We start from the raw sequence: 21,741 nt of genomic DNA, 5'->3' as shown, positions 1-21,741 counted from the left end.
AATTATCTTTATATAAAAATTTTAATCATTTATTTTATAAACAAGGTACCACATTTTATTTCTTTTTATAATGTATCCATGATCCTCTGCATAATCAATTACAAGCTCCATAGGTTTCTTCAATTCCCTGGGCTTGTGCGGATTTGTAATTTCGGATGATTCCGGTGTCCAGTCCGCAATGATAATTGATCTCTCTGTAATTCTATACATCTCGTTCATTGCCTTTATTACATCCTTAAAATGGTGCGCTGAAAATAGTGATATCGATGTTGAAAATTGATTATCATTAAAGCCATTTTCCTCTATTGATAGTTTTAATAATCTTAACCTGTTTTTATAAATTTCATCCAGAAACGTATTTTTTAGCATATCAAAGCTCCACATTTCAGGGTCGATGCTTGTAATATTTATGTTTTTATTTTTTATAAGCGCTTTTATTACAGTTCCAAATCCAGTTCCAACGTCAAGGATTCTATCACCGATTATTAATGGACTTATTACATTCATTACCATATCCATTGATAGTTCATTCATAATAAATACCTGAATTCGTTAATTAAAATATAACTTATTATAAAATATTGTTGTCAAAAACATAAAATAAAGCATTAAAAATCATAAGGCAAATGTAGCATACTTAATATATTTTGGGAAATGTTTAATATATAGTTGTATTATTTAATACATGATTTATATTTACCAGATTATTGGTGTTACAAAAGATTATGCTAATGTATGTTTTTCAATTAAAAAAATGGATGGTTTCGATCAATACATAAATAACGACATGGATGGTGATGATATGCTTGCATCAACCTTTGTATTTAAAAAAATGCCCGGTGATAAAAAGATAATCTTCTTATGGCCGGCCAGCCTTGATTCTGGTATTGACAATTTTAAAAACAGGTTAAAAAATAACGGTCTTAATGAGGATAATTACGAGATTATAATAATGCCATCATTTGGTACATATAATAATAAATACTATGATTTTTATCCCCAGGAGATCATGCTTTTTATCTTTTTAGATATGCTAAAAAGGATAAATGCAGATGATATACTTTTACTTGATATAAACACAGGTTTAAACGAGTATGTAAATCTTTTAATAGATGCTGCCGCAAACCTCTTTGTTGCGTTATGGCTTTTTAATATAAATAATGAAAAATCTTTAAGGATATATAAAATAATATCTGAACCTGTTTTAAAAGGATCAAAAAAGGTTTCAATATACATTCAAAGCCTAAACAAAAAGGCTTTCTTTTTGGTGCCTTACAAAAAAGAGTTTAAGATAGCCAGTGTTATGGAAATGAATGACGATTTAAAAATGTCTTTTGAATTCAAATTTAAGCATAAAAGGAATTATAGAAATCTTATAAACAATGTAATAATAATTTATAATTCAATAGACATGAACACATTAAGTGTCCTAAAAGAATCATATAATAAACTTTTTTCAGATTCTGTTTTTTATGATCTGAAATGTTCAATAAAAGAATTAATAGATAATTTTTCAGATCTTTTAAATAACATGGATGGTGGCAGAAATATAAAGATATTAAATGTAAACGAAATAATAAATTTCATCCTAACACTGTACCTTTATTGTGGTTTCTTTAAGCTTTTTAAGGACAAAATACATCTTGAAAAACTTGACGATTATTTGGAACTTGGCAATCTTATATATAATAACAAAAAGATAAACCTGCCACAAAATATTAGGTTTTTAACACGCGATATACAGGAATTTAAGGAAATGGCCAATAATAATGTATCTTCATATTATAATAAGGAAGACCCGGAATTTAATAATGAATCGGATAAGAATGGCCATGGAGACATGGAGAGAAACTTTTTTGCGCATTCAGGCCTTGATAGGGAATCGGTTGATATAAAAGGCGATAAGATAATTTATAAAAGCGATACCGATGATAAAAAGGCAGAAACCCACAGAAAGTGGTTGCTTAAATTATCAAAATAATCATTGTGGTCTCATGAAGAGCGTCCTGCTTGCATTATGGGGAGATCCTCTTGGATGGAAGAGGGTTAAATATTCAATGAACAATGAAAAATACCTAAGCATAACAAGCTCAAGCGTAATATCAAGGAATAAAAATATAGATAAATCGTTTATATTTATACCAGATTCCATATTTCCGGAGCTTTTAAACAGTGTTGATAATTTAAAAGATTGTTTTAAGTCAAAATTGATAGATCATATTAAAAATTATGATACGGAAAGTGCGGATTTTATAAACAAGTCAGATGTAAACATTTTTCCGTCTATGGGAAGCTATTACAAGGACAAACTTTATAGATATGATGTTGACATAAAATTCTTGTATTCATATTTTTATGTATCGATACTAAAATCAATTGAATTTTTTAATGATATAGATACATTTTTAATAGATACGACACACGGTGTCAATTTTATGCAGCTTATCTTTACCGAATCTGTAAGGCATGCATGCAATACATATTCATTGAATTACAGGAGAAACATAAAACTGGAATTTTATAACTCCGATCCCTATTATAAAAGCGATGATACAATATTGAATATTAATACAATTAAAATAGATCTTATAGATAGCAAAAATATACTCTCTGTAATTTCAAGGGATTTTCTTAACAAATATAAAGATAATAAAAACAGTATTAAAAACTACTTTAAAAAAATCAATCGTGACGGGCTTGAGATTTACATAAAGGCCTGCTCAATTATGGTTCAATCAGATATAATACCTTACCTGTTGTATGTCATTGATAATAAGCATCAATGTTTTAATATTGACCAGGAAAATAATTTTTCCATAACAATTAAAAACGATGGAAATTTAATAAATGTTCAGCAGGATTTTCCTGACAGTATTAAAATAAATATAGAATCACTTGCCTTTATTGATTCGCTCAGGGCAGTATACAATTCAATGAAATCCCACAATAAATATAATATAAAGGACATTTATGATCTAACCGACATATTCTTTGGCAGTGATTCGGACATAACGTTTTTAAAAAATGAATTGAAAAACATAAAAAATAATAAGATGAGAACCCATGGCAGGTACATTGATCTTTCAGAATTTACAAGAAACTTCAAGGCCCATGCCGGCCTTCTTGATTACATATGCAATGTTGACAGCAACTGCATAGAGTTTAAAACGGCCAGTGTTAACAATAAAAAAATTGATATGGATTTTATTGTGGAAAGTCTTGTTAGATCACATGTTAAATTATAAACAAAATCAAATTCATTCTGTTATACCAATACTTTATAAATAAATTTAAATTATAACAAATTATAATCAGTCATGGTTAAAACACTTCTTATAAACCTTATGGGAACAACGCCAATGGTCGCAACTGAGATGTACCAGTATCTAAAAAATTTGGGTGAGAATATAACAGATACAATAATAATATACACAAAAAATAGTTATGTAATGTCAGCTGCCATGGCAGCATCAACCTCGCTAAGAAAAAAATTTAATGCAAATGTACACGAAATAAGATTAAATTTTGATGATATATTAAATGATGACGATATATTAACATTAATAGGTACCCTGGCAGATATTATAAAAAATGAAAGGGAAAGGTACAGCGTTGAAAAAATAATATTAAATGCATCAGGAGGTAGAAAAATAGAGACGATAATTTTATCAATATACTCATCAATATTTATGATTGATGAGGTTTATAACATAATAAATAAGAATGTTGCTAATATAAACGAAAAATTTGAAATTATAAGGGATAAGATAAATCTTTTTAATGATGATAAAAATAAAAATTCAATTATATATGAAAATAATAAAACAGAAATAGAAAAAATTTTTTATCCTGATTTAAACGACGTTTATTTTTTAAAGGTTCCAATAGTCAGAATACCTCCAGATGAAATAAATAAATTAAAAATGGCATTAAACTCAAAATTTATAGAGGATTCAACATTAGAGGATTTTAGATTAAAGGCCTATAGGGATTCAGGATTTTTAACATATGATAAAACCAGAATATATAACACAAGGCTGGGTGATATAATAAAAGAATTTTTGCAGTAAACCTTAAATAATGTAATAATTTTTTTAACAAAATATTTAAATAACGGTGTACCTTTAAATACTCCAGGCAAAAAAACGGTTGACCGGAAATTTAAAACATATACAGTAATTTATTGAATTTTAATACAATTTTTACAGTTTTTAAGTAATTTATAAAAATTGGGAGAAGAACTTTTATATATCCATCTTACATTATTTTTTTAGTAACGGGTTTAAGAATTACTAGATAGTATGGAAGCCACACCAGCAATTCCAAGACCGATAATCCCCAGAAATAAGAGGAATAGTTTAAGAATTACTAGATAGTATGGAAGTTTAAAATGTACTTGCTCATTTTTTCTCACTCCTTAAGTTTAAGAATTACTAGATAGTATGGAAGTCATTTATCATTTTTGAAATAGATTTTCTATAGTCTAATAAAGTTTAAGAATTACTAGATAGTATGGAAGCCATGATATATACTGTAACTCTATGATTACATACTGGCTACCTATTGTTTAAGAATTACTAGATAGTATGGAAGCCATCGTTATTCCCATTACATCTATTACGATATCGCCGACAAATTCTTGTTTAAGAATTACTAGATAGTATGGAAGTTTGAAAAGATATAAGATTGAAATAGGAAGTCAGTATATAAGTTTAAGAATTACTAGATAGTATGGAAGCTCTATTATTTCTAATATTTTCTCTTTTTCCATTTTACCAGTTTAAGAATTACTAGATAGTATGGAAGTTTTTTTATTTCCATTTCCATTTTTTACCACCTAACCAACTAGTTTAAGAATTACTAGATAGTATGGAAGTCATGCATCCTCCAGCCCCTGAAAACTGGTAGTATCTCAATTTTAAGTTTAAGAATTACTAGATAGTATGGAAGTAGAAACCCCTCTATACTCCTGAAAATAAGGTACAGTTTAAGAATTACTAGATAGTATGGAAGTGGGAGATCATCTTTAAGCCATTTTAAATCATTCCTTTCTTTTTCGGTTGGTTTAAGAATTACTAGATAGTATGGAAGAGGAGGATACCACTCATCATCCCACGCAACAACGTCAAGTTTAAGAATTACTAGATAGTATGGAAGCTTAAAGAAAGGGTCAGAAACGACGTCTATTTTTAAGAGTTTAAGAATTACTAGATAGTATGGAAGCTGTTCCTCAAAAATTTATTTTGCCTGCTACTGTAGTTTACTCGTTTAAGAATTACTAGATATTATGGAAGGAATATAATTTGTATATACCGGATATTTTCACTTTTTTGTTTAAGAATTACTAGATAGTATGGAGTGTTTTTCCCTCCCTGATAGCTTTAATTTTCAATTCTGTTTAAGAATTCAAATAAACGTTAGAATTGTTTTTATGCCTTGCCATAAATTGATGGATTGATTTCCTTGGATATAGTTCCATCATCACTGAATTATCAAAGGCAATGTTCTCTAATTTTATCATAAATCTGGATTGCAATGTTTATCATACCATCGAAGTTCAATTTTTGATGCTATGCATTATTTTACTGCAGCAGCCATGGCAATGATAATTAAAGAATGACCAGTATAAAGTATTATATAAAATGCTATGTTTTCTACTTATGTCCAAAATTGATAATATTGAAAATGAAATAGAGCAATGCAGAAGAACTTCAATGGATAATAAAACTGTTACATATGATCTAAGCAACATAAATTTTTCTGACATAAAGAAAACAACCAAAGCACTTGCCAGGGTTTTATTTGATAATGATATAAATAAATGGATATCAAAAAGTGGCAAAAATTTAACTGTAACACCAGGTTATAAAATAGAAATCATAATAAACGATGAAAATAAAAGGGCAATTGCAAAAATAGAGAAGGATTTTAAAAAATATCTTGGATTTGATGATATAGAATCAAAATACATTGATGATATACAGAATGCCGTTCATAAGGATGCTGACACAGCTTCTGTTCTGATTCTTGGAATATGGGCATTCGTTTTTCAGCATGAGGAGAATAAGACAGCAGACCGGGCATATATAACAAATATGATGGATACAATAATGAAAAACATAGAAATTATTTAAAAATAATAATAGAATATCTATTGTAATCCAAGAAGTTTTTCAGGATTCCATTATAAATCATTCAATGATATTAATAATTTTTATGTTATAATAAAATATCCCTGTAAATAAATATTAACAAGAGTTTGGTAGGTTAAAGTCCATATCACTGAAACCAGTTCATGTATAATTTTTTAATTATGTTATCCCGTAAATATTTCCTGTATATGCCCGGCAAAAATATAATAAGAGAATATAGTCCCAGAATGAAATTAACTGAAAAGAAAATAAAATATATAATAAGGGAAAAGAATAAAAGAAGATCATAAATAAAAATAGCCAAAGAAATTAAATAATTACAAGGTTTAATTTTACAAATAATATTCATGTAATAAAAAGTCATTGAATAATTATTTTTATTAAATTTAATATTAATTCTAATATCACTTATTAATAGAATATTCTATAAAAATATATAAATTAATTATTGCAGTTTGTTTTCAATGCCTTCATGGTCTATTATATAATTATATGAATTTAGAAGCCAGTCGTGTAATTTTATAAATCTAATTTTAATACCATCATAATATTTATCACCGCTGATATTAGAATTTATAACAATCCCAGATTTAATTTTGAACTTCTCTGAAAAATCTATTATACCCTTTACTTCCCTTTTAATATTATTTTCATTAATTATGTAACTTGACTGAACCGGAATTATGAAATTTTTTATTTTTACTATAAAATCTATTTCATAGGTATTTCCCCTGTAATAATATAATTCCAGCAATGGAATGATGTTTTTTAATCTTATAAATTCCTGTGCAATGGTATTTTCTATGAATTTGCCCTTATTTTCCATGAAATTATACCCAAAATAATATGAAAATGCATTGTCGATGGAATAAACCTTTTTTGGGCTGTTTTCCTGTTCATTTAATGAATATGAAAATTTCCTTGTGAAAAATATCAGGCCAGAGGATTCTATATACTCAGTATATCTCTGAATTGATTTTACGGGCAGTAACATTGTATTTTTTACTGATTTATATATTATTATAAGTTATTAGCGATGAAATATTTGTTAAATAATATTTAATTAAAAATTTTAATTTATCCCCTTCCCTTATTTTATATCTATCCATTATATCCTTTAAAATAATGGTATCAAAATAGCTTTTTATTAATTCCTCATGTATATCTGGATGCAGTGTTTGAGCGGGCATGCCGCCGTATTTAATATATAATTCGAGGTATTTTAAGATATTTTCCAGATTTATACCTATATCCCTAACATCATTTATTATTATATTATTGAATGCAAGATATTCCTTAAAAGATAGAGGAGTTACAGTGATAGTTCATATTCCATTTCAACCGGATTCTCAGGATAATATTTATGGTTAATTTCTATTTTTACATTTACACTGTTTTCAGATATATTGGAAAAAATATATTTCCTGTATCCTTTAATTTTAATAATTTAAGTCCATGTGATTGAACTTCATTTTTAAAATTATTTACATAATCAGGAAATCAAGAGAATATAAATAAATGTCCTCTGAAAAGCGATATCCGGAATAACATCTCCATAAAGAGGCGCCCCCGTGTATAATCATTGAATTATCCATACCGTATAATAAAATGATTAACTCATCCTGTAATTTGGCTGTTTCTATCTGAATTCTATTTTTTAACTGTTTAATTATTGGAAGTTTAACAACATAATATACAAAAGTTATATAGAAATATAACTTTAGTTATTTTCAATTTAACTTATTAACAGATATTTTTTATATAGACTTGCTTAATAGTGCATGGCATATGGATTTAGACAGAAATTTCACACACATACGAATATAAATCCCGTATACTTTAAAATGCCAAGTATGATAATATTATATCTGGCAAAATAAGGTAATTATGTAATATATCATTTAGAATTATGGAAGATTAAGAACAATTATAATTTAAGATGGAATGTGGAAATATATTTCTCCGGAATAAAGTGGTTATTTGGTGAAGTTATAAGAGCTGTGAAACCAGAAGTTATAATACAGGAAATGATGTTAAAGGTTTATTTTTATAATGAATTTAATAAATTAAAGGATGGATATTAATTATGCAACTGACTTATAATCAGTGAAAATAATAAGAAAAGATTATCAACAGAAATAATAAGGTATGTAAATTATATCTATAAAAAATATAAGGACAATGGTGAATATATTATAGGAAAAATAATAAAAATCAGGATATTAATGATAATGATTTATGTTGTATATTGATCATTAAACAGGACTAAAAGGGTATATTCACATTTTAGTATAATTATTATATAAATTAAAAGCTGCATTTTAATATTTTTATGGCATGTATACTTTTCCATATTTTTATATAAACTCTTATTTTTACCTAAATTTAGATTTAAGAGATAAAAAAATATTTAGAAGATGAATTTTGAAATTTTATATTAAATTAAATATTTAATTTAAAATAACCTTAAATAAATACTGGATTAAATACAGTAATTCCTCATATTTATATTTTATATGCATTATTTATATCGCTTTAAGTTTGTTTAACATAAAATGACCATAACTAACATTCACAATAAATTTTATTTGCAATTTGGATATCCAAAGATATGCTTGTTTTTAGATATTGTGGAAGGCACCATTTATAATTTTTGCAACCTCGTTACTGTCAGGAAGAGAACTAATTAAGAAAGAGAGTTCTGATTTCCATTTTGCTGAATTTAAGGCATTTTCTATAGTATTCAAAAAATCTGTGCTGTTAAATTTGTTTCCTCTCATGTCAAATTTTTTATTTATTAATTTTCGGTCGGGTTGTAAATTATGGAATTTAATAAGAAAATATAAATCATATATATCACGCATCTTATTACGTTCAATGATTGAGGCTACCTTTTCAGAAATAATCTCGTTTAAATTCATTACAGGTACAGGAAACATTGGAATATCAGGATAGGTTGGTACCAGATACTTTATATCCGGAGGTAATATGACGTCATTTCTCAAGCTTAAGTCTATATCTATGTTTTCCATATAATTTAATTTATTATATAACGGCCCCTTTATTCTAAGCTCAAAATTTATCCCAACAACAGTATCTCCTACTTTATGCCCTCTATGTTCTGTGTTTATTATATCATATTGCAAATTTACATGCTTAAATGCTCTGTTCATTTTAGCATAAATTGATTTTAAAGAATGCTTTTTGGATAAATATGAAAAGTCAAGGTCTTCCGAAAACCGGTTTAAATTATAAAAGTATTTAAGGGAAGTACCTCCCTTGAATATTAATTCATCATTGAATTCATTGTATATTTCATATAATAAAAGTGTTAGCAAATAATCCTTTTCAAGCTGCCTTATATCCTGGAATCTATATGAGTACTGCATTAAAGTTTTTTCATCAATCATTTCTTCCACTCCTGTAATTTTTAATCAGTAATACGACTTTATTTTTTAAAGCCGGTAAATCCATTCTTTCTGAATATTCTATTAATTTTTTAACATCAATTAATTTAGACCTCATGGCCCTATTGAAAGATTCCTCCACATAAGAAAATTCGGGGTTCTTATAATATATTGAATCTATAAAGGCTTTTTCAGGAGTTGCAATGTATATATTATTTATTTTTTTATATCCAAAAAATCTTTCCTTTTTTATAAAATTAAATTCTATTAAATTTTTTTCCAGTTCTATATTTCTGTGCCTCTTAATAGATATTACGCTATATTTTTTTATAATCTGGTCGGTAATTGAGTAATACTCAAATGCAGAAAAAAGGCTAATGTATGATGGATAAACTATGTTGGAAGCGATTTCATAAAAATCTATCTGGTTGCCAATATTAATATAATATTTCCCCCGCTCTATTCTTTTAACATATTTATTTGATGATAATAATTTTGAGACATATTTACTGGATTTGTTCATTATTTTTGCTACATCTTTTATCGTGAATATTTTTTTATGGCTCGAAAGCTCAATTAAAATATCCTGCATACTATTATATTTCATATATAATATATAGCAATATTGTATATAATAGTTATGTTACTATATATCCATAAATATGGAGATATTGTTACATATAATTTGAATAATATTGGACACCATGAAATTGCTCACCAGCTTCAGAATGGAAGCATTAAATTGCCCAAGCATTAAAGTTATAACCAAAAATTATGATGGCAATGCTGCAAAAATTGCATCACCAGATATTTATATGTGGCCCGGGTTTTTAAGAGGTCAGAAATAGTATTCTTTTTTGTATATAATTATAAATAAGCTTCTGACTATCGAAATTAGGTATACACCCTTAACATTAACTATAATTTCATATTTAAGACTTCATTATGATATAAAACAAATAATGATTATATAACAAATTATTAATTCCCGAATTGATTCCCCTGTATGAGGTTTTTAACCATATCTCCATTATAGCCATGATAATGGATAATATAAGTTCATTGTGGTTAATCCACATTATGTGTGTTTATCCTTTTCATATTCTAAATCTTTTACTTTTTTACTGATTGTTATTTTATTTTCTTATTGGTTAACTTCATTCTTGGTGTATATAGCCTTATTATATTTTTGCTGGTATACAGGAAATATTTACGTAATAATATACGATAAACCGGCTGTAATTTTAATAATATAAAAAGTGGGCATAATTCCATAAAAGGATATTGAGAATTAAAAATTAAATGAATTTTTAAATTTATTATGGTTTTATCCAATAAAATAGATATATAATTAAGTATTTAATTAGTAATGAACTGCCTTTATTATAATGATACCTTATCGTTTTTGGAGGAATATGAAAATAATGATGATTTTTCTTCCATTTTAACCAACAGCTACCGGAAACTGTATAATTCAACTCCTGATAGCCATTTAATAAATTCATGGAGGGGATCAATTGAATATATTTATGGTATAATTAAGGATCTTATTGACAAAAAGGGAATATCCCTAGAATATATAATTCCGGCCAGCGGCGAGAGAGCCGATGCAATATTAATTGGCATGGGTGATAATAAACCATCGATTGAGATCATTGAGGTGAAGGGCTGGAGAAAATTTACTTATTCCAAAAATCCGTACCTTGTTTATGCTGATAATAAAAGGGAGATAAACCCGGTCTACCAGGTTTTAAATTACGAGAGAGATAAAATTCAGTGTTAATAATATTAATAATTATAAAATAGACTCGCTTGCCCTGCTTTATAATATCAATGGTCCTGATAAACCTCAAGATAAATTATATTACAAGAATAACAGAAACTGCCTTATAAATAAGATTATATATAACATATGCCAGGGATTTAATGAAAGATATGCGCATAAATTATTAATTCAGGCTATGTGCAGAATAAAAATTTATTTAATGCGTTCAGGCTTTATTATGAAGATATTAAGAAAGGTGCAATGTCAGTACTTGCAGCCAATGGCTATAGTTTATACAGCTGGCATCTTGAACCATATATAGAAATAATTGATAACTTTGATAACAATGGCACAGGAAATTACATAATACACAGCGGATCCTGATCGGGAAAAACGCTTATGGCCATTAATCTTTTATTAAGATCGGCATCATTGAATAAAACATCTGTTCTGGCATACAGAAATAACAGAATGGTTGCATCATTAAGAAAAGTTATGGATAATATAAAGCACGGGCTTTCTGTTCTTATTAAATATTATTCCACTGGCAGGCCAGGAAATACAGAGATTGCAGAGGATAAATTCGTTAATAATCAAAATACAAAATTTGACATTGCAATTTTTGATGAGGTACAGATGATGAACATAAATAATATAAAAACACCTCATGTATAGCAAAAATAGCCGTATTTTTTTACGATGATTCCCAGATACTGGAAAAATAAAGGGCACCAGGGAGAATTTTATAAAATATCTTGACAATCCTGTTGAAATTATCACATATTAGTAACCATTGAGATATTTGATATAGCTATTATATTTAATGCAGAAAAATTCATGAAATATTTCATATTATTTATAAATTTATCAATACCCCTAGATTCTTTATAATAATTTATAAGTACACCATGGCTCTTATATACAATATCAATTCCAAACCCATTAAAACTGCTGAAGTTCATTATCCAGTCCTTTGGAACATTATTAACTGTGCCTTCCGGTGGTTTATACGGAAATCCAAGCTGGAATGCTGCTATAATGTTTATCATTACCTGGTTCAGCTCTGGAAGTGCAAGTTCTGGTCTGTATCCTACCAGTGTCTTTCTGCCGTTTATTACCTCCCATTTTCCACCAGCCTCAACCTGATATGTTTTGTCTATGAAGTCATCTGTCAATCTCTCGCTTAATGCATACACAGGGAAAATCTTTCCAAATATGGATTTATACTGTGACCATATTGCCTCCCTCTCAACAGGGGTTACATTGGGCGGATTGAAAACTATATTGTTCATTTCAAGAAGTGCATCTTCAACAAGTTTATTCAATTCGAGCTTATGCATCTCTATGTCGACATCACCCTTGTATTTGCCATCTTCCCATTTAGGTATCCTTGCTGTGTATACCTTTTCTGTGTATAACTTATTTTCAAGATATAGCTTCTTAAATTTTGGATACAAAAAATCAAACGTATTTGATGTTTTTACAATATATTCATTCACCACAGTTGCTGTCATATTTTTCACCTTACATATCCTTAAATTTTCCTATAGCCGTATTTTTGCTATCATCCTCAAAACCGCCAAAACTTTTATCTTTATCTGTATCGTTCCCTCTGCCATTTTTATAATTGTCAAAGAATTCAAGGAATGCCTTGCCAGGCTCTTTGCCAACAGAACCCTCAAAGTCGACATTATCTGTGAATCCATGTTTATCTTATTTAACTTACATTCCTCAGAGCATTGTGTCTAAACAATATTAAAATATTTAATTATAACATTTCAAACGTCTTTTCAACAATAATCATTGCAAGGAGATTAGATGCATAATCATCTGATCTATTTGCTATATTATAAAAAATATTTGTTCTGTTAAAAAATGGGCCCTGCTTTAAGACCTTACATATATCATCAGATAATTTCTCAAATTCATAGAAATAAAATAATATTTCCTTAACATTACCATGCTTCCATCTGTTTACAATGCTTATTAAAGGTATGGTTTTGGCAATTTCACTTATGTATATTCCGCATTTATATGATAATGGCTTATCACTCTCAAAAACAAATTTTGCAACATCTCCATCGAACTCTGTTCCCTTAAAACAATCATATGACATTGCCTCGCATAATGATTCCTCTATTATTCTGTTCCTGTAATTATAATAATCTAATTTCTTTGACGAATCCATATATGCGTGTGTCAGTTCATGGAAGAGTGTTATTAAAAATGCTGTGTTTGGATCTACCTTTAAATCTGTTGATGACTTAATTATTCTTTCATGGCATATGAATATGGCTTTTTTTATTTTATTAGTATCAATGCTGGAATGATTGTTATTTATTAAATCATACATATTTTTATCCAGGGAACTGTTGTATTTAAAAATTGAATTAAAAATATTGCCTATCGTTGAGTAACCTGCATAAAATCCAGAGACATTATATTTTACTTTTCTACATTTGCCCAAAATCTCTGATATGTCTGTGAATTCGTCCCTTTTCATATTTTTGTCTTTTTCATCCTCAAAAACGTTTGCTATTGCAATTGCCATGGGATGCCTTAACGCAGATATTTTATTTGCATTTGACTTAATCATTTCATCAGCACAGGATATTTCTGGCTCCTCTAATGGTGGATTTATTACGTCCATTAACTCCTCATTTACAATAAAGATATCCATATTTTTTAGTATTTTATTAAATATAAAGCCATATGATATATATTTTTTAATAAATTCAATGTCCGGTGTAACCTGTGAATTTATATTAAAAATCCTCATGATTATCTATATTGATTTTTATTTAAATTTTTTTGCACAACATTATGGTAAATAATTACAGTTTATGTGAAATTTTAATTCTTTTATTGGATATTCTCTATTGATAATGTATGATTATTCCTTATATTTATTATTAAATTCTCTGTATCTTTATAATAAATTTTATGTTTAATTCATGTTTTGTATAATGTGTTTTTCAATATTTTAAATAATTATACTATATTTTTATTGATATACCTACTAAAACATTGTAAATAAATCTTGGTTTAGTCTTTGATTCATTATTTCTTTAACCATATTTTCTATATTATGATATTATGATCCAATTCTGGATAGATAATACCCACTGATTATCATTATTTTATTATGATAAATAAAATATAACATAAAATATGTATTTAAGCATAATACTATTCTAATTTTATTCTATTAATTAAATGAACAAAATCAAAATCTGAATCATCAGATATAATATTATGTATATTTTTTGAGAGTGCACTTGATATGTGAATTGCATCCCTGGGCTTTATATTATAATCTTCTACTATTTTCTGTGCCCTTGCAATTATATTTATATCTACACTGATAAATCTTAAATTTGGATAATTTAAAAACTTTTTACCAGTGGATACCGAATCTGCTTTTCCCATTATCTTATTAACAATATAGACGACCTCATCCCATGTCAAAACCGATGTGTATGCAATAATTTCTTTATTTTCTATTTTATTTAAAATCTCGGTTGCTTTTATAGCCTTCTCGTTATCATATATAACTGGAAATATAAAAACATTTGAGTCAATGTAAAATGTTTCTGCCATATTCTTCATCCAGCATTTTATTTATATCAATGTAATCCTTTAATTTTTTGGAATACGTTGAAGTGTAATATTTAGAATAGCTTTCAGTCAGTGGTTTTGCCGGTTTAATTATTATTTTATCGTCCTTTAATGATACTATAACCTCTGTATTCTCCTTTATTCCTGTTATGTTTCGTATATCCTTTGGTATAACGACCTGGCCCTTTGGGCCGACTTTCATTTTTTTCTCCACATCAGTTATATGTATAACCATTATTTATACCTTTATATCATCAATAAACTGTAATGCTATGAATCCCATTTTTCCAGTACTTTGGTACGCCATATATCTCCTCTCCAGTGGCTTATATGGGAAGCCAGGCTTGGAAATTGTCGGAATGAAAAATAAAAAAATATCGATGACTTCAATGAAAAATATACGCTGTTAGTCCTAGGCATTAATGCCGCTGATCTTAGTATTTCAATGATATCTGCACATAAATCAGAAGACCAAAAAAGGCAGTGATTTCTGAAAAAAGGTATATTAAATAATGCCCGGGCACCGCAGTCATACGCCTACATAAATGATATGATAGATGCGTAATAATTAAAATTTTATTTTAAAAGTTTCCAGGAATTTCATTGAATGAATATATTTTTGTCTTTGGTGATACAATTGAAACAGGCATTAATTTATGGTATTTATTCGCATTATTAATTAACCTTGCATTTTTTCCTATGTATATGGAATTATTTACCAAAATTATTCCAACATTGTCTAAATTGTTTGATGTTAAAATTGAATCTATTTTGTTTTTTATATTGTTTGGATTATCACCAGAATCAACACCCACGGCTATATATAAATAATCAAGCTCATTTGAATCATAGTATGATTTTAGCTGCATTACATCCATTTTTGTATAATCAGATTTGCATTCTATTCCGGCTATTTTTCCATTAATTAAAACAGCAAAATCTATTATATATTTTCCTGTTATTGGTGATTTTCTAGTGCCATAAATTTCTTCAATTCTCTCTCTTAGTTTAGGTCCCATAGAATCTATTGCTTTTATATCTGCCTCATTGGTGTTTATCAGCATCCCATTTTTATATATTCCTTTTTGCACTGTGGAGGAATTAAGAAGCGATGCCTCAGCGGCGATTAGAAATCCCTGATCTCTATAATATTTCCATATTTTATATTTTATTTTATCCTCAGGTTTATAATTACTAAGGTCAATATTATTTTGTGGTATGTTAAAGCCGGCCTGATTCAATATATCTGAACCACCAAAAGGATTAAAAGCCATTAATCCTATATTATTAAAAAATATTTTTAAATCATTATTAAAATAATTATTTATATAGTTTTTGTAAAACTCCTCTTTTTCTTTTTGATACTCATTTTTTATTAAACTGGCTATTTTTGGTATTTTATAAGGATATTTTCCAACACCGTACCCTGTTCCATTTACTGCATTTTGATGTGCTATCCTTGCCATAATTAATCTGTTTATTGTAAATCCACGCTTTTGATGATTGGGATTCATTCTATTATTTATTAATAAATTTGCAATATCCAGTTCTGTATTGTATGTAACCATAAAACCAAGGATAAGCCTATTTAAATACAATAGATAATTATCGATCTGGTTCTTATTATATTTTGTTACACAGGTTTTGGTCTCTATGCCGTTTAATTTATCTATGTAGATATCCAGATATTTACTATTAATATTTAATTCGCCTAACGGATTATAATTGTCCAATGATTCCATGATTGCATATTTCAGGCTTGCCTCCTTTTTAAATATGGACTCAAATACCTCAGGCATGTAAAATATATTGTTTCCTGTATTATACATACCCTGAAGGTTTTTTATAATGTCTTGTGAAATCAAAGCTTTATAATTCTGTTTAATAATATTGCATATATGGTACATAATTAATAATTGTTTAATATAAAATATATTTTTTTATTATAGTATATAAAAATATTATACAATATTAAAATAGTACATCCCTTCCATTTATTTCCTTTTCGTACTCCCACATATCAAGAAGCCTTGATCCACATGATGGGCATCCAAGCTTCCTGCAGTTTCTGCAAAGATTGTAGTATTTCTTGCATTTTGGGCAGTATAAATGTGCCTCCTGCATTGTAAACATAATACCTGTATTTATGCTTTCAAAATCTATACCACATCTGTCACATTTTCCTATAGCCGGAATTAACATAATAAATATAAATTATTTAATGCATATAAAATTTTGGAAATTAAAATTATATAAATTAATTTATTTGAATTTGGTTGCTGTTGGTTAAATTGAATAACCATAATATTATTTATTTAAATAATTAACAAGTTTTCTAATTGGCATTACAGTATTATCTTTAAAATTAAATCCATATATGTCTATTTCTGGAAAATTTTGATAGTTTTTAAAAGCATTTAATGTATCTCTCAATTGATAAAAATATCTGATAATATCTATATTACGCATTAAAAAAATAAGCTTACCGCTATGGTTTATATATTTTTTTATTTTATTTGTTATCAATGCAGATATGTCTCCCCTTCCAAAGAATGTTTCAGCCTCATAATATTCTTCTGTATTATCACTTAAAACATAAACATCAGATTCGTTTTTATTTTTATCTTCAAGTTTTATTTCATCATATCCATTATTAGATTTGTAAACATAGATAAATCCCTTCATACCTGCATGGATATATGTGGCATTTTTTGCATTTTCAGAATTCGTATTAATTAATAAGTCCCAATTTCTTATTATATCATTATATAATTCTTTTGTTAAGAGCTTTTTTAAATAATTTCTATTAGAATATTTTTCTATTTGGTCATCAAAATTTGTTATAGCTTTTTCGAAATTTGTTGCAAAATCTGAAAATGTTATATTATTAGATGTATTCCAATTAAAGCCCGATACAACATTAATTAATTTATCCTCGTATGATTCAATTTTTTTAAATTTATCATCCTCTATAATTATGATACTGGAATTATACTCCCTAAATTTATTTACGTCATCGGTACCAAGGATTATGCATCCACTCTGCTGGTATGGTATGTTATTTATTATCTTCTCTAAATGATCTGATTTTTCAGTATCTTTAACAATAATTAATTTATGCTCGCCTGTCTGCTGTAATGTTTTTTCCAGTTCATCTATATTTTCTACCCTTTCAATCTCTGGAAATCCACCATTATAAATTCTGTATATATCCCTATAATTTATGGCAACAAATTCAGAATATTTATTATTAACTGCAATTATTAAAAATTTATTTGCATTATTTATTAGTGCATTAAACGGGTCATTATTTTCATCCCATGGAAGTTTAAGGTCATCATAGAAGCTATTACCATTCGGGGAGGAAACGTTTGAAATGCTAGCAGTATTGGTATTAATTGATATCTTAATTTCTAGATACACGTTAGAATTAAATGAACATCACCATATATACATATTGGCCTTATTTTAATTGTATTCAAATTTGGAATAAGAACATTAAAGGTATTAACTTTATTATTTATTATAAAATCATTGAGTGTGAATGTTTTTAATTTAATGTATGTGGGTGTAATTACTTGAAAATTGGGAATTATAATTTTATTTATTTTATTATTGCTTAATATTGCATCATTAAACTGAAAATTTTTTATATTAATGTTTATATAATTTTTAATATTTAAATATGGAATTTTTATATCCTTATAATTAGTATGTTTAATTAAATTATCACTAAAATTAACATATCTGCAATTAATTGAATCTATATTTAAAATATGTACATCAGGAACCTTAATCTGATCTTCTTTATTATATATTTTATTACTAGTATTTGTCCAAAATTTTTTATTTTCTTCATTTTTTTGATTATTATTTTGATTACCGGATTCATTATTTTTATTAATATTATTATATGCTTCACCTTTCTTATCATTCATAGGTTTATCACCCCATATAAGTTATTTCTAATATGTATGCTATTATAATCTTTATGTATAAGAATGCATCCGCTAAAGGCAAGCGGTGAAATAGACTTTAAAACTTCAGAAATATGCATGTTAGGAAAATCTAAGTTATAACTATCTATAAATCCATTGGAATCGACATTTAACCTTGTTTCACTTGTTTTTAAAACTTTTTTCGCATTATCATCAATTATTCCGTTTAATGAATTATAACTATTGCTTAAATATATCTCAAACTCAGATTTTATACCTTCAAACAAGTCACCTGAATTTTCATGCATAAAATTAGATAGTTTAAAAATATCACCAATTAATTTTAAAATATTATCTGATAATCCATCCTTCTGGGTAAATATAAATTCTATGTATTCAATATTTAAATTTATTATTGGCTTAATTTCAAGATCAAGAATTCCACTTAAACTATTTAAGTTATTTTTTAGACCTTTATATGCCTCAAAAGCATAATCTTTAGGGATGTTCGTTATTGATCTTAAAAACATTGAGTACCCATTATATGTTGGAAGAATTTTTAATGATGCATTGTAAAAATCTTTTATTAGTGCTAAAACATTATTTGGGTTATTAACAAGACCTAAATAGAAATTATCATTTAGATTTTCATCCATATAATTAAGATTAAATCCCTTTGAACTGGCCTTTGTAATTATTATGTTACAATCACTATCTATATTTTTTATTATATAAAACATGCTTATATACTTTTTATATGGATCGTCTATATCAAGGCCATTAATATCTGATGAAATTTTTATATTTTTCTGGATTTCAAAATTGCCGTTTGAATTTATATACCTGTTTATATCATTTTTTGTTAAACCAATGCCAAAATATTTTTTATAGAATTCAGATAAGCTATTTTGTAATACACCAGATTGATTAATTCCACCAAGCACCAATTTCTTAAGATTATCATTAATGGAAACAATGCTCTCACCAGATAATTCTCTTCTTAAATAATTACCATAAGAAACAAGTTTATAACTAATTTTTTTTAATGGCAATATATAATTATTAACAAAATCAATTAAATCTTCCTTACTGGCTTTACAGGTTATCATAATTATGTTATATAATTATTATATATAAAAAAATTTTGACTATTTTATATATAATAAAATTCCTGAAAAATTTAAAATTCTAATTTTTTGTGATTCATTAAATGATACAATATAATAATGATGGACATAATTTATAATACATATAAATAAGATTTGGTAAAATGAGATATATACACTTGTTAAAGTAATAAAAATGAAACTATATAATAGACTCTGGAAATAATAAAATTCTTTTAAATGACAAAACATTTTAATAGATAAAAAGATTAAATTTCAACAATGCTGAGACAGCATAAAAATATCAAATATAATACCAATAAATTATTAAAGATAAATAGGAAATTAGAAAGACTAAATTGTTATTATCACATAATATAGCATATAACTAAATATTTGTAAAATTAATAAAATTAAAATGCACAGGTTTGTTAAATAGGTAAGAAATAATAATAGGACAGAAAAATACAAATATAGAATAAAATATAAAAATAATTTAAATATAAAATAATTATACTATCATGATGCGTTTATATGAAATTCTGCTAAACAGTTAATAAAAGATATTCATAAAGCGAGATAAACGCATGGAATAATTCATTTCAGTTTGTTAAGAACAAGCTTCAGGTAAATAAATTATTTAACATATGGGTTATAATAGAATATGAACTCCCATACAGCGCAAAACGGATAGATGCAATACTTCTTGGCAGGGATCGCAATAACAAAAAAATATTGTAATATTGGAGTTAAAGCAGTGGTCAAAAGTTGAATTGTCAGCCATAGATGGAATCATGATGTAAATTGTTTGAAATCAAAGCTTACTCTTAATGATATTATTTCACGATTATATCATTTATTTCTAGTTTATGTCCTTTTCCATATTTTTCCATTAATTTTTGTGATAATCTCTTTATACTCTTACTATCAAAATTTGTTAATAAGTACCATCCGTTTAGAAGTTTTCTACACGTTAGGCCATGCCATTCATTACTTTGACTTATTAAATTATTTTTCCCTTTATTACCTACTTTAATTGGAAGATCGTTTTCATTTATATAACCATTATTGATGAGCCATTCAACGGTTTGATAAAGTACGTCAACATAATTATTAACTGATGTTAACGTTCTACCATCAATATTAATGTTTATTTTTCCATTACCTATATTTTGAGAAGTATTAATAGTAAGAGTTTCATTTTTTTGTTGGCCTATATGGATATATGAATGAACTTCACTAATTTTAGTTTCCTTATTTTTATTCTTGGAGACATAAATTAAAGGTTTTGCTAAAGCTAATGATTTCCTAACTATTTCTTCTATGGTGTCTCTTTCTATATTCCAAGATAAAATTTTTTTATGTTCCAGGTCTCCTTTAATATAAATATCATATATTTCCTATGAACTTCCATCAGATTTTATAAAATAACTCACACCTTGAGAGATGCAATAGGTAATATATTGCATCAAATTCTCAGATACGTAAAGTTTTTTAGCACCCAAGAACGCAATTTCTATTCCGTCTTTTTTTAACAAGTAATCTGGTCTTCCGGCATCGGTAGAATATTCTGGTATAACTTCATCAGGATCAGTAATATCCCAGCCCAATGCCTGCAGTAATGGATCTATCAAAGCATATCTGACTGATTCTTCGTTCCTGGAAAATAATTCCCTATATTTACTGATCTTTGTTCGCAGTTCTAAAATCAAATTGTATAATTTTTGAATATCTATATTCCCTTTTTCCATATTT

Annotated in this window: 20 protein-coding genes, 2 pseudogenes and 1 CRISPR repeat array; of the genes and pseudogenes, 8 read left to right on the top strand and 14 right to left on the bottom strand. The window is 27.0% G+C overall.

Annotation, left to right across the window (positions count from 1 at the left end; genetic code table 11):
* Positions 1 to 21 precede the first annotated feature (21 nt).
* The gene (locus tag B8780_RS06795) at positions 22 to 534 is read right to left on the bottom strand and encodes a class I SAM-dependent methyltransferase (RefSeq protein ID WP_084273128.1); all 513 of its coding nucleotides are present in this window, start codon (positions 532 to 534) and stop codon (positions 22 to 24) included.
* Positions 535 to 685: 151 nt separating this feature from the next.
* Here B8780_RS06795 and B8780_RS06790 point away from each other — a divergent pair, with 151 nt between their 5' ends.
* The 4 genes from B8780_RS06790 to B8780_RS06775 all read left to right on the top strand — a co-directional run bounded on the left by B8780_RS06790 (position 686) and on the right by B8780_RS06775 (position 6,134).
* Positions 686 to 1,981: a TM1812 family CRISPR-associated protein gene (locus B8780_RS06790; protein ID WP_084273127.1), complete on the top strand. Its 1,296-nt coding sequence runs from the start codon at positions 686 to 688 to the stop codon at positions 1,979 to 1,981.
* A gap of 13 nt (positions 1,982 to 1,994) precedes the next feature.
* A complete protein-coding gene (gene csx1, locus B8780_RS06785; RefSeq protein WP_161939695.1) occupies positions 1,995 to 3,245 on the top strand; it encodes a CRISPR-associated CARF protein Csx1 in 1,251 nt (416 codons plus the stop codon).
* 72 nt (positions 3,246 to 3,317) lie between these two features.
* Positions 3,318 to 4,070 carry a CRISPR-associated protein Csx14 gene (locus B8780_RS06780; RefSeq protein ID WP_011176857.1) on the top strand — a complete coding sequence of 251 codons (753 nt, stop codon included), beginning with the start codon at positions 3,318 to 3,320 and terminating at the stop codon, positions 4,068 to 4,070.
* Positions 4,071 to 4,280: 210 nt separating this feature from the next.
* Positions 4,281 to 5,360: a CRISPR direct-repeat array (repeat unit 28 nt; unit sequence GTTTAAGAATTACTAGATAGTATGGAAG).
* A 300-nt stretch (positions 5,361 to 5,660) separates the two neighbouring features.
* On the top strand, positions 5,661 to 6,134 hold the full coding sequence (locus B8780_RS06775; RefSeq protein ID WP_084273125.1) for a hypothetical protein: 474 nt from the start codon (positions 5,661 to 5,663) through the stop codon (positions 6,132 to 6,134).
* A 463-nt stretch (positions 6,135 to 6,597) separates the two neighbouring features.
* On the opposite strand, the gene B8780_RS06770 is transcribed toward B8780_RS06775, so the two are convergent.
* Complete coding sequence (locus B8780_RS06770) at positions 6,598 to 7,170, bottom strand: DUF4143 domain-containing protein (RefSeq protein ID WP_394335503.1); 573 nt, start codon at positions 7,168 to 7,170, stop codon at positions 6,598 to 6,600.
* Between the two features lie 1,081 nt (positions 7,171 to 8,251).
* Here B8780_RS06770 and B8780_RS08295 point away from each other — a divergent pair.
* Positions 8,252 to 8,391 (top strand): annotated as a pseudogene (locus tag B8780_RS08295) (IS481 family transposase); the annotation flags it as partial.
* Between the two features lie 382 nt (positions 8,392 to 8,773).
* Here B8780_RS08295 and B8780_RS06760 read toward each other — a convergent pair.
* Together B8780_RS06760 and B8780_RS06755 are read right to left on the bottom strand one after the other, a co-directional pair.
* Positions 8,774 to 9,562: a nucleotidyl transferase AbiEii/AbiGii toxin family protein gene (locus B8780_RS06760; protein ID WP_084273122.1), complete on the bottom strand. Its 789-nt coding sequence runs from the start codon at positions 9,560 to 9,562 to the stop codon at positions 8,774 to 8,776.
* Positions 9,555 to 10,166, bottom strand: a complete 612-nt coding sequence (locus B8780_RS06755; protein ID WP_011176834.1) for a type IV toxin-antitoxin system AbiEi family antitoxin domain-containing protein — start codon at positions 10,164 to 10,166, stop codon at positions 9,555 to 9,557. The genes B8780_RS06760 and B8780_RS06755 overlap by 8 nt, the downstream gene beginning before the upstream one ends.
* 762 nt (positions 10,167 to 10,928) lie before the next feature.
* Here B8780_RS06755 and B8780_RS06750 point away from each other — a divergent pair.
* From B8780_RS06750 to B8780_RS06740, 3 genes and pseudogenes are all read left to right on the top strand, one after another.
* Positions 10,929 to 11,342 carry a hypothetical protein gene (locus B8780_RS06750; protein ID WP_084273121.1) on the top strand — a complete coding sequence of 138 codons (414 nt, stop codon included), beginning with the start codon at positions 10,929 to 10,931 and terminating at the stop codon, positions 11,340 to 11,342.
* A 243-nt stretch (positions 11,343 to 11,585) separates the two neighbouring features.
* Positions 11,586 to 11,708 carry a hypothetical protein gene (locus tag B8780_RS08365; RefSeq protein ID WP_269087914.1) on the top strand — a complete coding sequence of 41 codons (123 nt, stop codon included), beginning with the start codon at positions 11,586 to 11,588 and terminating at the stop codon, positions 11,706 to 11,708.
* A 12-nt stretch (positions 11,709 to 11,720) separates the two neighbouring features.
* Positions 11,721 to 11,999 (top strand): annotated as a pseudogene (locus B8780_RS06740) (hypothetical protein); the annotation flags it as partial.
* Between the two features lie 101 nt (positions 12,000 to 12,100).
* On the opposite strand, the gene B8780_RS06735 reads toward B8780_RS06740, so the two are convergent.
* The 10 genes from B8780_RS06735 to B8780_RS06690 all read right to left on the bottom strand — a co-directional run bounded on the left by B8780_RS06735 (position 12,101) and on the right by B8780_RS06690 (position 21,737).
* Complete coding sequence (locus B8780_RS06735; protein ID WP_084273119.1) at positions 12,101 to 12,838, bottom strand: hypothetical protein; 738 nt, start codon at positions 12,836 to 12,838, stop codon at positions 12,101 to 12,103.
* A 254-nt stretch (positions 12,839 to 13,092) separates the two neighbouring features.
* Entirely contained in the window at positions 13,093 to 14,103 is a 1,011-nt protein-coding gene (locus B8780_RS06730; RefSeq protein WP_084273118.1) for a hypothetical protein, read from the bottom strand.
* A gap of 410 nt (positions 14,104 to 14,513) precedes the next feature.
* Positions 14,514 to 14,924, bottom strand: coding sequence for a type II toxin-antitoxin system VapC family toxin (locus B8780_RS06725; protein WP_161939694.1), 411 nt, complete (start codon positions 14,922 to 14,924; stop codon positions 14,514 to 14,516).
* Positions 14,902 to 15,156 (bottom strand): AbrB/MazE/SpoVT family DNA-binding domain-containing protein, encoded by a 255-nt coding sequence (locus B8780_RS06720; protein WP_161939693.1) that lies wholly within the window; start codon positions 15,154 to 15,156, stop codon positions 14,902 to 14,904. Before B8780_RS06720 ends, B8780_RS06725 begins: the two co-directional genes overlap by 23 nt.
* Positions 15,157 to 15,523: 367 nt before the next feature.
* A complete protein-coding gene (locus B8780_RS06715) occupies positions 15,524 to 16,849 on the bottom strand; it encodes a hypothetical protein (RefSeq protein ID WP_153274230.1) in 1,326 nt (441 codons plus the stop codon).
* A gap of 64 nt (positions 16,850 to 16,913) precedes the next feature.
* Entirely contained in the window at positions 16,914 to 17,144 is a 231-nt protein-coding gene (locus B8780_RS06710; protein ID WP_084273114.1) for a hypothetical protein, read from the bottom strand.
* Positions 17,145 to 17,249: 105 nt separating this feature from the next.
* The gene (locus B8780_RS06705) at positions 17,250 to 18,365 is read right to left on the bottom strand and encodes a hypothetical protein (protein ID WP_084273113.1); all 1,116 of its coding nucleotides are present in this window, start codon (positions 18,363 to 18,365) and stop codon (positions 17,250 to 17,252) included.
* Complete coding sequence (locus B8780_RS06700) at positions 18,356 to 18,880, bottom strand: hypothetical protein (protein ID WP_084273112.1); 525 nt, start codon at positions 18,878 to 18,880, stop codon at positions 18,356 to 18,358. Before B8780_RS06700 ends, B8780_RS06705 begins: the two co-directional genes overlap by 10 nt.
* Positions 18,877 to 19,989, bottom strand: a complete 1,113-nt coding sequence (locus B8780_RS06695; protein ID WP_084273111.1) for a hypothetical protein — start codon at positions 19,987 to 19,989, stop codon at positions 18,877 to 18,879. The genes B8780_RS06700 and B8780_RS06695 overlap by 4 nt, the downstream gene beginning before the upstream one ends.
* Positions 19,990 to 21,386: 1,397 nt before the next feature.
* Complete coding sequence (locus B8780_RS06690; protein WP_084273110.1) at positions 21,387 to 21,737, bottom strand: hypothetical protein; 351 nt, start codon at positions 21,735 to 21,737, stop codon at positions 21,387 to 21,389.
* Positions 21,738 to 21,741 lie beyond the last annotated feature (4 nt).

The sequence above is a fragment of the Picrophilus oshimae DSM 9789 genome, from assembly GCF_900176435.1.
Lineage (GTDB): Archaea > Thermoplasmatota > Thermoplasmata > Thermoplasmatales > Thermoplasmataceae > Picrophilus > Picrophilus oshimae.
This window is presented reverse-complemented; position numbering and strand designations above follow the sequence as displayed.

Excerpts from the sequence above, each read along its gene's own strand:
- B8780_RS06795 (WP_084273128.1), bottom strand. The coding sequence starts at position 534 with ATGAATGAACTATCAATGGATATGGTAATGAATGTAATAAGTCCATTA.
- B8780_RS06790 (WP_084273127.1), top strand. The coding sequence starts at position 686 with ATGATTTATATTTACCAGATTATTGGTGTTACAAAAGATTATGCTAAT.
- csx1 (WP_161939695.1), top strand. The coding sequence starts at position 1,995 with ATGAAGAGCGTCCTGCTTGCATTATGGGGAGATCCTCTTGGATGGAAG.
- B8780_RS06780 (WP_011176857.1), top strand. The coding sequence starts at position 3,318 with ATGGTTAAAACACTTCTTATAAACCTTATGGGAACAACGCCAATGGTC.
- B8780_RS06775 (WP_084273125.1), top strand. The coding sequence starts at position 5,661 with ATGTCCAAAATTGATAATATTGAAAATGAAATAGAGCAATGCAGAAGA.
- B8780_RS06760 (WP_084273122.1), bottom strand. The coding sequence starts at position 9,562 with ATGATTGATGAAAAAACTTTAATGCAGTACTCATATAGATTCCAGGAT.
- B8780_RS06755 (WP_011176834.1), bottom strand. The coding sequence starts at position 10,166 with ATGAAATATAATAGTATGCAGGATATTTTAATTGAGCTTTCGAGCCAT.
- B8780_RS06750 (WP_084273121.1), top strand. The coding sequence starts at position 10,929 with ATGAACTGCCTTTATTATAATGATACCTTATCGTTTTTGGAGGAATAT.
- B8780_RS08365 (WP_269087914.1), top strand. The coding sequence starts at position 11,586 with ATGTCAGTACTTGCAGCCAATGGCTATAGTTTATACAGCTGGCATCTT.
- B8780_RS06735 (WP_084273119.1), bottom strand. The coding sequence starts at position 12,838 with ATGACAGCAACTGTGGTGAATGAATATATTGTAAAAACATCAAATACG.
- B8780_RS06730 (WP_084273118.1), bottom strand. The coding sequence starts at position 14,103 with ATGAGGATTTTTAATATAAATTCACAGGTTACACCGGACATTGAATTT.
- B8780_RS06725 (WP_161939694.1), bottom strand. The coding sequence starts at position 14,924 with ATGGCAGAAACATTTTACATTGACTCAAATGTTTTTATATTTCCAGTT.
- B8780_RS06715 (WP_153274230.1), bottom strand. The coding sequence starts at position 16,849 with ATGTACCATATATGCAATATTATTAAACAGAATTATAAAGCTTTGATT.
- B8780_RS06710 (WP_084273114.1), bottom strand. The coding sequence starts at position 17,144 with ATGTTAATTCCGGCTATAGGAAAATGTGACAGATGTGGTATAGATTTT.
- B8780_RS06700 (WP_084273112.1), bottom strand. The coding sequence starts at position 18,880 with ATGAATGATAAGAAAGGTGAAGCATATAATAATATTAATAAAAATAAT.
- B8780_RS06695 (WP_084273111.1), bottom strand. The coding sequence starts at position 19,989 with ATGATAACCTGTAAAGCCAGTAAGGAAGATTTAATTGATTTTGTTAAT.
- B8780_RS06690 (WP_084273110.1), bottom strand. The coding sequence starts at position 21,737 with ATGGAAAAAGGGAATATAGATATTCAAAAATTATACAATTTGATTTTA.